The following is a 12,994-nucleotide window of genomic DNA, read 5'->3' as shown; positions in this document are numbered from 1 at the left end:
GACAATAGACGACCGTCGCCCCCACGCCTGCCGCCCTCGATGAGCTCACCGACTTCCGACACCGCTTCTTCCGCCCGCATTCTCGACGGCCGCCGCATCGCCGAAGACCTGCTGGACAGCCTCAAGGTCCGGGTCGATGCCCGCCTGGCTGCCGGTGGCAGCCGTCCGGGCCTGGCCGTGGTGCTGGTGGGGGGCGACCCGGCCTCGACCGTGTACGTGCGCAACAAGCGCCGCGCGGCGGAGAAAGTGGGTATCGAAGCCTTCGATTACGATCTGCCGGCCGGGACCACCGAGGCCGAGCTGCTGACGTTGATCGACCAGCTCAACGCCGATCCGAAGATCCACGGCATCCTGGTCCAGCTGCCGCTGCCGGGCATCCCGGACGCCAACCGCCTGATCCACCGCATCGACCCGCGCAAGGACGTGGACGGCTTCCACCCGGAAAACGTCGGCCACCTGGCCCTGCGCGAGTTCGGCCTGCGCCCGTGCACCCCACGCGGCATCGTGACACTGCTGGGCCACACCGACCAGCCGGTGCGTGGGCGCAACGCCACCATCGTCGGCGTCAGCAACCACGTCGGCCGCCCGATGGGCCTGGAGCTGCTGATCGCCGGCTGCACCGTGACCAGCTGCCACAAGTTCACCCCCAAGGACGTGCTGGAGCAGTCGGTGCGCAATGCCGACATCCTGGTGGTCGCGGTAGGCCGCCCGGGCATCGTCCCGGGTGAATGGGTCAAGCCGGGCGCGGTGGTGATCGACGTGGGCATCAACCGCCTGGACGATGGCCGCCTGGTCGGCGATGTCGGCTTCGAGGCCGCCGCCCAGCGCGCCAGCTGGATCACCCCGGTCCCGGGCGGGGTAGGGCCGATGACCGTGGCCACGCTGATGCAGAACACCATCGAGGCGGCCGAAGCCTTCTGAACCGGGTAGTGCCGACCGCTGGTCGGCAGCCCGTAAAGCTGCCCTGTAGTGCCGGCCGCTGGCCGGCAACCTCATGGGGTACGGCGGGGCTACATGGGAGCCGGCCAGCGGCCGGCACTACCGCGGGTTGGCTTTGGCGGCATTCTCGGCTGCCTTCCACCGTCCTGAACCGACGTTTGCCGGCGCGACACAGCGTCGCACCTGCCCCCTGCCAATGACGCCCGAATCAGGGTAAAATGTCGCGCTTCCCCACATCTCGGGTATGCCGATGCTGCGCATCCAGGCTGAAGCTCTCACCTACGACGACGTCTCCCTCGTCCCCGCTCATTCCATCATCCTGCCCAAGGATGTCAGTCTGGAAACGCGCCTGACGCGCGACCTGCGGCTGAAGCTTCCGATCCTCTCGGCTGCCATGGATACCGTCACCGAAGCCCGCCTGGCCATCGCCATGGCCCAGCTCGGCGGCATGGGCATCATCCACAAGAATCTGAGCGTCGAGCAGCAGGCTGCCGAAGTCGCCAAGGTCAAGAAGTTCGAGGCCGGCGTCATCCGTGACCCGATCACCGTCGGCCCGGAAACCACCATCCGCGACGTGCTGGCCCTGACCCAGGCGCGCAACATCTCCGGTGTGCCGGTAGTGGACGGCGGCGGCCAGCTGGTCGGCATCGTCACCCACCGTGACATGCGCTTCGAGACCGAGTTGGACGATCCGGTCCGCCACATCATGACCAAGAAGGATCGCCTGATCACGGTCAAGGAAGGCGCGGCCTCCGATGAAGTGCTGCAGCTGCTGCACCGCAACCGCATCGAGAAGATCCTCGTCGTCAACGATGAGTTCGCCCTGCGCGGCCTGATCACCGTCAAGGACATCCAGAAGAACACCGATTACCCCAACGCCGCCAAGGACACCGCCACCCGCCTTCTGGTCGGTGCGGCCGTCGGCGTCGGTGGCGATACCGACCGCCGGGTCGAGGCGCTGGTCGCCGCCGGGGTGGACGTGCTGGTGGTGGACACCGCGCACGGCCACTCGCAGGGCGTGCTGGACCGCGTCAGCTGGGTCAAGAAGCACTTCCCGCAGGTGCAGGTCGTCGGTGGCAACATCTGCACCGGTGAAGCCGCACTGGCGCTGCTGGACAGCGGCGCGGACGCGGTCAAGGTCGGCATCGGCCCGGGCTCGATCTGCACCACGCGCGTTGTCGCCGGTGTCGGCGTGCCGCAGATCACCGCGATCGACCTGGTCGCCGAAGCGCTGCAGGATCGCATCCCGCTGATCGCGGATGGTGGCATCCGCTACTCGGGCGACATCGGCAAGGCGCTCGCCGCCGGTGCCTCCACCATCATGATCGGTGGCCTGCTGGCCGGTACCGAGGAATCGCCCGGCGAGACCGAGCTGTTCCAGGGCCGCTCCTACAAGAGCTACCGCGGCATGGGCTCGCTGGCCGCGATGGAGAAGGGGTCCAAGGACCGCTACTTCCAGGACGCCTCCAGCGCCGACAAGCTGGTGCCCGAAGGCATCGAAGGCCGCGTGCCGTATCGCGGCCCGGTCGGCGGCATCATCCACCAGCTGATGGGCGGCCTGCGCGCCACCATGGGTTACGTGGGCTGCGGCACCGTCGAAGACATGCGCAGCAAGCCGAAGTTCGTCAAGATCAGCGGCGCCGGCCAACGTGAGAGCCACGTCCATGACGTGCAGATCACCAAAGAGCCGCCGAACTACCGCGCCTGATGCGGCATGAGCAAAGAGGAACGAGGAAGCTGATTCCCGTTCCTCTTTCTCTATAGGCCGCCGGTTTCATATTCGCTTCCTGTTTTCTTTCCTGCATTGCCCAGGGCGCCATGACCAACATCCATAACGACAAGATCCTCATCCTCGATTTCGGTGCCCAGTACACCCAGCTGATCGCGCGCCGCATCCGCGAACTCGGCGTGTACTGCGAAATCTGGGCGTGGGACCACAGCCCGGCCGACATCGCCGCGTTCGGGGCCAAGGGCATCATCCTGTCCGGTGGTCCGGAATCGACCACGCTGCCGGGCGCGCCCGCCGCGCCGCAGGAAGTGTTCGACAGCGGCCTGCCGATCTTCGGCATCTGCTACGGCATGCAGACCCTGGCCGCCCAGCTCGGTGGCGCCACCGAAGCGGCCGACCAGCGTGAGTTCGGCCATGCCGAAGTCAACGTCGTCGCCCCGGATGCGCTGTTCAAGGGCCTGAGCGACCACGGCGGCGAGCCGAAGTTGAATGTCTGGATGAGCCACGGCGACCACGTCTCCGTCGCGCCGCCGGGCTTCACCGTCACCGCCGTGACCGATCGCATCCCGGTGGCCGCGATGGCCAACGAAGAAAAGCGCTGGTACGGCGTGCAGTTCCACCCGGAAGTGACCCACACCCTGCAGGGCCAGGCGCTGCTGCGTCGCTTCGTGGTGGACGTGTGCGGCTGCGAGACCCTGTGGACCGCCGCCAACATCATCGACGACCAGATCGCCCGCGTGCGCGAACAGGTGGGCGATGACGAAGTGATCCTGGGCCTGTCCGGCGGCGTCGATTCGTCCGTCGTGGCCGCGCTGCTGCACAAGGCGATCGGCGACAAGCTGACCTGCGTGTTCGTCGATACCGGCCTGCTGCGCTGGCAGGAAGGCGACCAGGTGATGGCGATGTTCGCCGAGCACATGGGCGTCAAGGTGATCCGCGTGAATGCCGCGGACCGCTACTTCAGCAAGCTGGAAGGTGTGAGCGATCCGGAAGCCAAGCGCAAGATCATCGGCAACCTGTTCGTGGACATCTTCGATGAAGAGTCCAACAAGCTGAGCAACGCCAAGTGGCTGGCGCAGGGCACCATCTACCCCGACGTTATCGAGTCGGCCGGCAGCAAGACCGGCAAGGCGCATGTGATCAAGAGCCACCACAACGTGGGTGGCCTGCCCGAGCATATGAAGCTGGGTCTGGTTGAGCCGCTGCGTGAGCTGTTCAAGGACGAAGTGCGTCGCCTCGGCGTCGAACTCGGCCTGCCGCGCAGCATGGTCTACCGTCATCCGTTCCCGGGCCCGGGCCTGGGCGTGCGCATCCTTGGCGAAGTGAAACGTGAGTACGCCGAACTGCTGGCCAAGGCCGATGCGATCTTCATCGACGAACTGCGCAAGGCCGATCTGTACGACAAGACCAGCCAGGCGTTCGCGGTGTTCCTGCCGGTGAAGTCGGTGGGCGTGGTGGGTGATGCGCGTGCGTATGAGTGGGTGATTGCGCTGCGCGCGGTGGAGACCATCGATTTCATGACGGCGCATTGGGCGCACCTGCCGTATGACTTCCTGGGCACGGTGAGCAACCGGATCATCAATGAGCTGCGGGGAGTGTCGCGGGTTGTTTATGACATCTCGGGGAAGCCGCCGGCTACTATTGAGTGGGAGTAGTGGTAGCTGGCGCTGTAGGCGCAAGTAAGGTTAGGGGTGGATATGAGTAATCCTATTGTTGAAAAAGTAACTCGCGAAGCACGATTGAACTTGGATGCTTCAACAATATTTGAAGGCGATGTGGTTACGGTATTGCGCCGTCTGCCGGCCAAAAGTGTGCGCTGTGTGGTGACCTCCCCGCCCTACTGGGGTTTGCGGGATTACGGTATTGAGGAGCAGATCGGCCTTGAAGAAACATTGCCTCAGTTCATACAGAAGTTGGTTGCTGTGTTCGCGGAAGTTAGGCGCGTCCTGACCGATGATGGGACGTTGTGGGTCAATATTGGCGATGGCTACACTAGCGGGAACCGCGGCTATCGTGCCGTTGACAAAAAAAACCGTGCCCGAGCAATGTCGGTAAGACCAGATACCCCGGAGGGTCTTAAGCCTAAAGATCTGATGGGCATTCCTTGGCGGCTGGCATTTGCTCTACAGGACGACGGTTGGTATTTGAGAACAGACGTAATTTGGAATAAGCCCAACGCTATGCCAGAGAGCGTTAAGGACCGTCCTACACGTTCGCATGAATTTTTGTTTATGTTCAGTAAGTCTGAAAAGTATTTTTATGATTTTGATGCGGTCAAGCAGCCAGCTGAGAGTGGCGGATTGCGGAATTTGAGGACTGTCTGGAATATAAGTACGAAAGCATATGCTGGCGCGCACTTTGCGACGTTCCCTCCCGAGCTAGTGCGCCCATGCGTGAGGGCTTGTACCAAGAAAGGTGATTTCGTGCTGGATCCGTTCTTTGGTGCAGGTACGGTCGGACTAGTTTGCAACGAGGAGGGCAGAAAATACGCAGGAATTGAGCTTAATCCCTCTTATGTAAAGTTGGCGATGGAGCGCCTTAGTGATGTATTCCATAACGTGATAAGGATATCTGCCGCGTGAAGACCAAGCTCAGCTTCCCACTCCCAGAACTTCAAGTCTCCTTTTCCTTGAGGCTCAGTGAGTTTCGCCAGACTTGGCTGCAGGATGCCTTGCTTAAGACCGTATCCGCATTGTCTATCGTCGAAGTTGACGCGCAACTCTCTCGCTTTGTGAGTGGGAGGGATCTTACATCTCTTGCCTCTCGAGGTTTGCGTGGAGAACTTGTTTTCCCCGTGCCGGTGATACTTGAAGCCAACCCGTATCTCTTGGGCTATTATCGACTCCTGCTTGGGTTCAGTCAGAAAGAATTCTATGGCCCAGAGTTTGGCGTTGCCTCAATGAAATCTATGGAAATAGATGGAAGATTGAGTGCTCGTTCAAAGGTAACGGTTGATGAAGTTTGCTTCGCGCTGTGCAGCGCTGCTTCGCATCTAATAGGAAGTCTAAGTCCAGAGGACTTGACGATTGATCGTCTGGATGATCTCACTCTATTGACTGTGGGTCCTCAGATGCGGGGCGGTGTCAATAATAAGTTGGGTCAGAAGGGAATTGTTGAGGTATTCGAGATTATTCAGGAAATTCTTGAGCCAGCCATCGTAAGTACCACGCGCGAGGCTATTGAGGTAAAGAATAATAGCGGCCGAAAGGTGTGGGTCGAATTTGCTTCAGATCCAGATATTATTATTCGTGAAATGATGCCAGATAAGAGTTCTAGGCGAATATTGGCAATAGAGGTGAAGAGTGGTACTGATAATTCCAATATTCACAACCGAATTGGTGAGGCCGAGAAGAGTCACCAGAAAGCGAAGGCGGCTGGATATCGTGAATGTTGGACTGTTATTAATGTATCCAGGCTGGATTATGAAAAGGCTAAGACCGAATCGCCGACTACCAATACCTTCTATGCTCTGGCGGATCTAAAATCGAGGTCTGGCAGGGTGTACGAGGATTTCAAGCAAAATGTTGTTGCTATGGTGGGAATTTCTTTTTAATAAAATGGGCGTGCTGGGCGCGATGGCCTCCATCGTGCGACTCATTTTGGCCCATGATTTCGCATCCTTCCCTCCCCGCTGTCAGGCAGTCCTAAAGTAGAGCTTCTCGCGTGGGAGGTACGATATTCGGTGAAGCTCATGCCGCCGGGCGAGTTTTGTGGGCGGTAATCCCCGCTTTTACTTTCGCCGAAGTGAAACTACGCTGCGAGTCCAAGTTTCTGCATTGGTGCTTTCATGCCGAGCGCTATGTTTTGGCGCTCGTGGTTGTAGATCCATAGCCAACGAGCGGCGATGTCTTGGATCTGTTGGACGTCATTGAGCAGGTTGCCGGAAAGCCACGCGCAACTAACGGTCCGGTTATAGGGCTCGATGCGGCTAGTCTTCTATTTTTAGAATCGATACAGCTTCGATTCTGCGGAGACTCGACGAAGGATGTCTCCGACATTCAGTCGGTGTTCCCTAGCCTGAAACTCTAGTGCCCTTTGAAGATGTGCATACTCTGTGCGAAGACTTGTGGCAAAGATTCCAGGGTCGTCCGTACCCACGACAACACGCACAGGAACGGTGGGAGCACTCTTCGCAGCGCCCAGCCAGTAAGTGGCATGATGATGCTCATAGGTCTCGTGAATACTAATGCGGACATTGCTACTTGGTAGTGTCTCAATCGCTATCCGCCGATCATGCATGAGCTTCAATACCGCATGCTGAACTAGCCTCAAGTCGCGCGGCCGTAGAACATCACTGTCCTGGAAAACTACTATTTCTTCTCGTGTGCAACGCAGCTCTCCGGCAGTCGCTCCCACTCCATGTCTACGTAAAAAGTGTGCGTACGCCAAGGGTTCGCTATGAAGTGCGGAAAAGTGAAGCAATCCCTCAGTTCTCTTTTGGGGGTCAACGTCGAAACGATGAGTAGAGCGCACGAGCGGGTCTAGTGATCTGAGCAGCCACGCGTCGGCCAGAATCTCTGGCGTAACGCGCGGGTCGCCCCATATCCGCATGCTCAGACGGTTGATTTCTGCTTCAATGAGTGGCATCTGCTTTGAGGAGAGATGCGATCGAAGGAGCAGCATGCGCGCCACAACGAGATCGTCCAAGCGATCTTCTGCCGCCATGACTACGGCTCCGCCCACGCTTCGCCACCATCGCTTCGGGTTAAGCCCCGCCGCCGTGCCGTGCCCAACTCGGCAGCCTGAATCGAGTTCCAAGAAAAGTACAGCCTCCGCGATCGCACGTAACCCGGAGGCGAGATGTGCGAAATCCTCACCAGCGTGGTATGTAAAGCGCAGCACTCCCGCACTGCGCATCCGACGGTAAGTGGGGGCAAAAACCTCTGCGCCTGCGTGACGCTCATTGCTGGCAGCATCCACACCTCGTATTAGTCCTTCTAGACCTGGGGTGCATTGAATTAACGATACCAACGCTCGAGCCCGCTGATCTGTATCAAGTCGAAGCTTCGCCTCGCGGCAGGATGCGCGGATAGTATGCGAACTATAGAATGCATCTCTATCCTTGGCGTTGCTCTGCTTGATGAAGTGTGGCACGAGCCCTAGGCGAAGTCGCCTGGTTGAAGTCTCTGTACATTTTGCATTAGTGGGCCAGTCGCACTTGTCTTCACTCTCATACTCCCTAACTCGAGCAAGCAGCTCTGCAAGCGATCCGTAGGCTACCGGCCGCCGTTGAGCTGCGGTGCCGCTCGCGTCTTCGGTTAGGAATTCAAGATAGCCACGCAGTATCTGGCCAACTAGGTCTGCAGTCGCTTTGGGCGAGGCCTTCGGTGCAAATCGCCCCTCCACATAAGCCACTGCGCGCTGATGTCCGCGTTCAATTTGACGAAATCTCTCAGCGTAGGCCTTCTCTGTCTCCTCTCGGAGCTCGTTAAGAGTAATGTGCTGGAACTGATCGAATCCCTTGTTAGAGGATTGTTGGACCAATAGCCTGCAGAATTGAGAACGCAGTAGTGCGTATCTCCAGAGGGCGGCATGGTGGCTGCTGTCCAGTTTTCCTGATTTAATGCCTTGATAGATAATCGCTAGCTGCCATGCCTCGCTTCCGATTCGTGATAGTTTGCTGGCTTGGCTCGATGCGAAGAGAGAGTTTCGTGCGCTTCGGTAGTCTGTTACGGTGGACACGCTGGGCTTGCCGGGAGGTTTGGCTTCCTTTCCCGTGGTGAGCGAAAGGGATTGCAGTAGCCAGGTCTTGAGCTCGATTGCATCAAGGGTCCGTTGCATAAGCTTATCGGCCGTAAGTGTGCTGTCCTCCTGAAGTAACAGGCCAGCAACTCCATCACCGATACTGGTCGCTAGGCCGCTATCGCGCCCTTGCGGTCGTAATACTAATCGACCGACGACTTGTTGCGGACGCTCGAGTGCGTCGCACCATACTTTCTCCGCCTCTGTAGTACCGTTGAGGTGCATGTGGGTTTCGTCGAATCCCTCCGTTGCACTTAGATGGTCTAGGAACGGGTCATCATCGATCGGTAGCGTAGAGTCGCAAAGCCACCGGGATAGCTTCTTGTTCAGGATCTGATGATCAGAGTACCGAGGTGAATTCATCACTGCCGGATCAATCCGATCGGCAATGAACGCAGAGGTGATCAGTAGCGGGGGAACGACCAGTATAAGATCCTGCCAAAGAGACAGGTGCTGGGTGCGAACGCGGATCGAACCATCGCGTCCCTCGCAGAGAAGAGTTGATGCTAGCTGTCCGAGTAAATCTGGCAGGGAGAGCCGAAACTGCTTCGAGCCGCTGCCGGAGTGTGCTTCAACAGCACCTACCTGGCGTCCGTTTGCCAAGCTGACAGTCTTGGACTGAAGGCGTCGGACAGACCTTGCAATCCTGTTCTCGACCGCCTCGTCAGTGAGCGTAGGATGGAGCTTGCGCATTTGACGAAACCGTCCAGACGCATGGCATTGAGCCCAGAAGGACCATGCGTCACGCGCTCGGTTTGACGATTCTAATGATGTGACTTTGCGACCCTGCGGCTCCATTTCGAGTGCGCGGATGGAGTCTGTATCTGCTAAGGCGCACTTGGTCAGATCGACCAAGGCGCGCGCATCGAACATTGCCTCGTGGGTCGACGGCCCCTTAGTTTCGGCGCTACACATAGCGGGGTACCACGTTAAGGAGATCGTAGAATCCGTTGATCTCAACCGTGGTGCCGGCGGCTTTGGATTGCTTGCTTCTGGCGAGAACTTTGATGCGGGGAGGATCCATCCACGCACTATCGAATCGAACTGAGCTGGTCTCGCTGCTTTTAGCCTCGGTTGGTCGGCTTTTCTGCCACAGCTCCAATATTTCGCGAACATTGCGGTGCAAGCGATGGGCGTTTGCGTTCGGCTGTCCGAACTCACTTGGTTCCAAGTATGCCCAGACGAGTGGGCAGGACAGGAGAATTACCGCCATTGGATGGAGGCTCGTTCCTCGACTCGGCGACAGTATGTCGATAAGCGGTTTGTCGGAGGACTTCGGGCTTTCCTTTCGGCCCATATGTTCACTGGTCAAGGAGACAACGACGTGAAGAATATTAGTGATTTGACGGTGTAATATTTCCCCGGTCTTCCAGGTTGATGGAACCTTCTCGTCGAGCGCCAGCAGATCATCGTGTAGCCGCAGCGAGATTTTTCCGATAGTTGCCGGAGACATTCCAGCGCCATCGCTTATTATCTGCGAGAATGTTCGCCACGCGTTCATCTTTGCGCAGAAGACATTGAAGTCATCGTCCTGCGCGCTTATCGAGGTGTCGTGCTCTAAGTTATCGCTCTCGGTTGAGTCTTCCACATCCGGAGTTTGATCATTCTTGCCGATCTGAGCGTTTGTATTGCGAAGGGCGGGCACTATCGACGAGAAGGTATAGGCGTCAGGTATATCTCCATCTGGATCAAGAATCATTTGCGCAATTGCCGCAAACAGCGAAAGTGCGGACAAAGTTCTGTTCACTTCGCCCCGTTGTGTGAAACGGCGAACGACAGCCAGGCTGAGGTATCCGCCAAAGCCTCCGATCCGATCATCGCCAGTCAGTTCGTCGATGCTGAACCAAGTTACGCCATGCGCAAATTCAAGATTGGAACCGCCGGCGTCAATCAGTGCGGTGATCCATCTTTGCTTCTGTTTTTCTTTTAGTGCGGCTGCAAGGGCCGCGACTGTAGGTTGGCTCATGGCCTTCGGCAGACCATACAGACGCTTCAGTAGTTCTTCGCGTGTCAGCTTGTTTACGACGCCGACCGAGCCAAAGGAGCTGGCGCTCGCTTTGGCGACATCTTGCGGTAAGCGATCAATAGCGCCCAAGCGAGCGGCAAGTTCGGGCGTGGAAGGTGCCGACTGACTCCAAAGATAGCCAGTTATCGAGGCGCGAATCGTTCTTTCTGAGAGGTCCGGTCTACGCATCATGGCCAATGGCAGGCCGAGCGCAAACAGTGCACGAAGTGAAGATCCTGGGCTATTGCTAAGGAAGCTCGCGAGCGCTAGTCCCAAGCAGTGCAGCCCAACCGCTTTGTTGCGATCAGCGGGAATGCTGAACTGGAGCAGCTCAGGCGCATCATCTTGACGAGAGAACCACTCAAACGCCGTACGGAGCGTGTAGTCGAAGCTTCCGCGATCGATGATATCCGGCGGTAACCCATTTGCGCGTAGTCTAGCCTCAAAAACAGTGAGTACAGCCTTGCGGGAATCAACTTCGACGTTGAACTTTGAGGCGCTTCCAGGCCCGACTTGCAACGCCCTCAGATAGCCTATGACCATTCGCATGTGCTCCATGGAAACGAAGTCAAAGAATGGATGAACTCCTCTCTCTGTGCTCGTTTCCAGCAACTGTTCGCGTATTCGAATGCTGGCCCATTGGGCAACAGGCTCACGCCCCCTTCCTTTCCCGTCGGGTTCGGCATCGTCGAGTTGAATGTCGTAGCGCTCGATTAGCCCGCCAAGAGGAAGCATTGCTATCCGATTCTGGGGCGGCAGGACCTTGAGAAGGTATTGCTCCTCAAGTTCGAGTATTGTCCCGGCGACATCCTGTTTGCTTTTCTCCAGGATACTGATGTCGTGTCTAAGAACGCGCTCGCCGAAAGTTCTATAGATGTTCCTGCGGAGCAGGCGCCCATATAGCTCCAGGTCTCCAGACAGCATCAGGATCAGCCTGGGCGATGTTAGATACTTTCGAATGGTCTCAAGTATGGTAAATCCATGTGAAAAGTTGGTGTCCACGTCATCGAACGCCAAGACAAATGCGTCCACCTTCAGTAATGCTAGAGCTTTCTCAAGATAGATGTTTAGCTTTCTCTCGAATGAATGCCCCTTTCTTGCCTTCTCTAAGCCGCGACTCATCACCCAAGAGGCGTCCTCCCACTCGGCGCCGTAAGCTGACGCTTGGCCAATACCATCGAGCAGGCTCAGTCCTTCAGCCAAATCTTGGCGCGCATTTTCAAGTGCCGCGTCCTCATCGGCGCAATGCAGAACCGCTTCATCTATCATTGAGAGAATGACAACGATTATGTTCTGCTTGGTTTCGATAAGCGTTGGGTCGAGGATGGGTAGGACCTTTAGCTTTTTTCCGACCGCCGCAAAGTCGCCGCTTGCTCGATCCAAAGCGTCCAGGCAGTTAAGTAGGAAGGTCGTCTTTCCGCTGCCTCTGCCACCCTCAATCAGTATCGCGTTATGGGGTCTTGAGTAGCTAAGCTCTGAACCTGTGCGACTGGCTTGAATCAGCGAGCTCTTGGAGGCGATCTCCTCGATCTGGAGCAACTGGCGTTCTATTATCCTTTGAAGGCGTTGCTGTCCGTCCCGCTGAACGAGGCTTTCGGCATTGTTGACAAGCCCTGTATCACTTCTGGAGAGGTTTAGAACTATTTCCTTCTTGCTTTCCTTCATTGTTTCATTCCCTTGGATGCGTTCTATCGTTGATAATTGGGGGTGACGTACCGTGCTGCGACGGTAAGCGGAGTGGGCCATGTGTCAGTGTGAGATCCTGGCTGCTTCTCTGTGCTTGAGATCTAGCTCCGCCTCTACGTCTATGGGGCTGATTCGCTTGCGGCTCTCGGCTCAGTCGTGGTTGATGTGGGAATCATGCTTTGAGGCTGGCTGCATGCAGCGCTTCCTCGGCAGGTGAGATGCTACAGCTGCATGGTGCACCCGCACCTGAGAGCACCGATAGCATATGGTAGTTTATCTTGCGGTCACGGCGTCCCACCACTGCCTTAGGCTTCGCGAATACGCTGGAGGCAGACTGTGAAGTGCTTACGTTGGGTGATTGGTTGCTGTCGTCGCTGATCACGTCTTCAACGGAGAACGGTGGATTCTGTCGAATTGTCATGCCGTCTACATTCTTGGTAGGGCTGAACTGCGTGACCCCGCACATTCGGGAACGGACAGCGCGCTTTCCACACCGAGAAAGATAGTTGTCAGTGAACTGGTGGAGCTGATGACCGCACGCGGCGCTGGCCATAGAGACCGGGGGTTTGCAAGCCGGCACCAGTTAAGGATGCGGTGCCGACGTGGAAACGTAAACAGGTATCTGACTTGGGTTTGGACGCACGGTCATGCGTTCTCGATGCCTCGCCATGTTGTTCAAGTGCTCGCCTTGAACTCCAAGCGGAAGACGCGCGGGAAGGGTGCTATTGGAGAAGCGAGACCTACTTTGGTCGCGGTTGTCATGCCGCTGATGTCGTGGGAAGACCGGCTGAAGCGAAATCACGCTGAACGGGCTTGTTTCATCTTACCCACAGGCATGGTCGGTGAGTAGTGAGACCTATCGCTCATTTTACCCACCCGCTCATGAGCGTCAG

General features: G+C 57.5%; 7 protein-coding genes. 5 read left to right on the top strand and 2 right to left on the bottom strand.

The features are described 5' to 3' along the window. Positions 1-39 precede the first annotated feature (39 nt). From folD to ACW6W5_RS03245, 5 genes are all read left to right on the top strand, one after another. A complete protein-coding gene (gene folD / locus ACW6W5_RS03265; protein WP_152150574.1) occupies positions 40-921 on the top strand; it encodes a bifunctional methylenetetrahydrofolate dehydrogenase/methenyltetrahydrofolate cyclohydrolase FolD in 882 nt (293 codons plus the stop codon). Positions 922-1,189: 268 nt separating this feature from the next. After that, on the top strand, positions 1,190-2,647 hold the full coding sequence (gene guaB, locus ACW6W5_RS03260) for an IMP dehydrogenase (protein WP_123729717.1): 1,458 nt from the start codon (positions 1,190-1,192) through the stop codon (positions 2,645-2,647). Between the two features lie 110 nt (positions 2,648-2,757). Continuing rightward, positions 2,758-4,323: a glutamine-hydrolyzing GMP synthase gene (gene guaA, locus ACW6W5_RS03255; RefSeq protein ID WP_152150578.1), complete on the top strand. Its 1,566-nt coding sequence runs from the start codon at positions 2,758-2,760 to the stop codon at positions 4,321-4,323. Between the two features lie 42 nt (positions 4,324-4,365). Then, positions 4,366-5,250 carry a DNA-methyltransferase gene (locus ACW6W5_RS03250; RefSeq protein WP_152150580.1) on the top strand — a complete coding sequence of 295 codons (885 nt, stop codon included), beginning with the start codon at positions 4,366-4,368 and terminating at the stop codon, positions 5,248-5,250. Beyond that, on the top strand, positions 5,247-6,221 hold the full coding sequence (locus ACW6W5_RS03245; RefSeq protein ID WP_152150582.1) for an XcyI family restriction endonuclease: 975 nt from the start codon (positions 5,247-5,249) through the stop codon (positions 6,219-6,221). The genes ACW6W5_RS03250 and ACW6W5_RS03245 overlap by 4 nt, the downstream gene beginning before the upstream one ends. 389 nt (positions 6,222-6,610) lie before the next feature. Here the strand turns inward: ACW6W5_RS03245 and ACW6W5_RS03240 are convergent, their stop codons facing one another. Further along, positions 6,611-9,103 carry an amidohydrolase family protein gene (locus ACW6W5_RS03240; RefSeq protein ID WP_226956555.1) on the bottom strand — a complete coding sequence of 831 codons (2,493 nt, stop codon included), beginning with the start codon at positions 9,101-9,103 and terminating at the stop codon, positions 6,611-6,613. A gap of 214 nt (positions 9,104-9,317) precedes the next feature. Next, positions 9,318-12,080: a hypothetical protein gene (locus ACW6W5_RS03235; RefSeq protein WP_152150585.1), complete on the bottom strand. Its 2,763-nt coding sequence runs from the start codon at positions 12,078-12,080 to the stop codon at positions 9,318-9,320. Between the last annotated feature and the right edge of the window lie 914 nt (positions 12,081-12,994).

It is taken from the genome of Stenotrophomonas sp. IS26 (assembly GCF_054188265.1).
The sequence above is the reverse complement of the archived record's forward strand: the minus strand, read 5'-3'. Positions and strand labels throughout refer to the sequence as shown.

Coding starts and splice junctions, on each gene's coding strand:
- ACW6W5_RS03235 (WP_152150585.1), bottom strand. CDS start 12,080: ATGAAGGAAAGCAAGAAGGAAATAGTTCTAAACCTCTCCAGAAGTGAT.
- folD (WP_152150574.1), top strand. CDS start 40: ATGAGCTCACCGACTTCCGACACCGCTTCTTCCGCCCGCATTCTCGAC.
- ACW6W5_RS03240 (WP_226956555.1), bottom strand. CDS start 9,103: ATGCGCAAGCTCCATCCTACGCTCACTGACGAGGCGGTCGAGAACAGG.
- guaB (WP_123729717.1), top strand. CDS start 1,190: ATGCTGCGCATCCAGGCTGAAGCTCTCACCTACGACGACGTCTCCCTC.
- ACW6W5_RS03250 (WP_152150580.1), top strand. CDS start 4,366: ATGAGTAATCCTATTGTTGAAAAAGTAACTCGCGAAGCACGATTGAAC.
- guaA (WP_152150578.1), top strand. CDS start 2,758: ATGACCAACATCCATAACGACAAGATCCTCATCCTCGATTTCGGTGCC.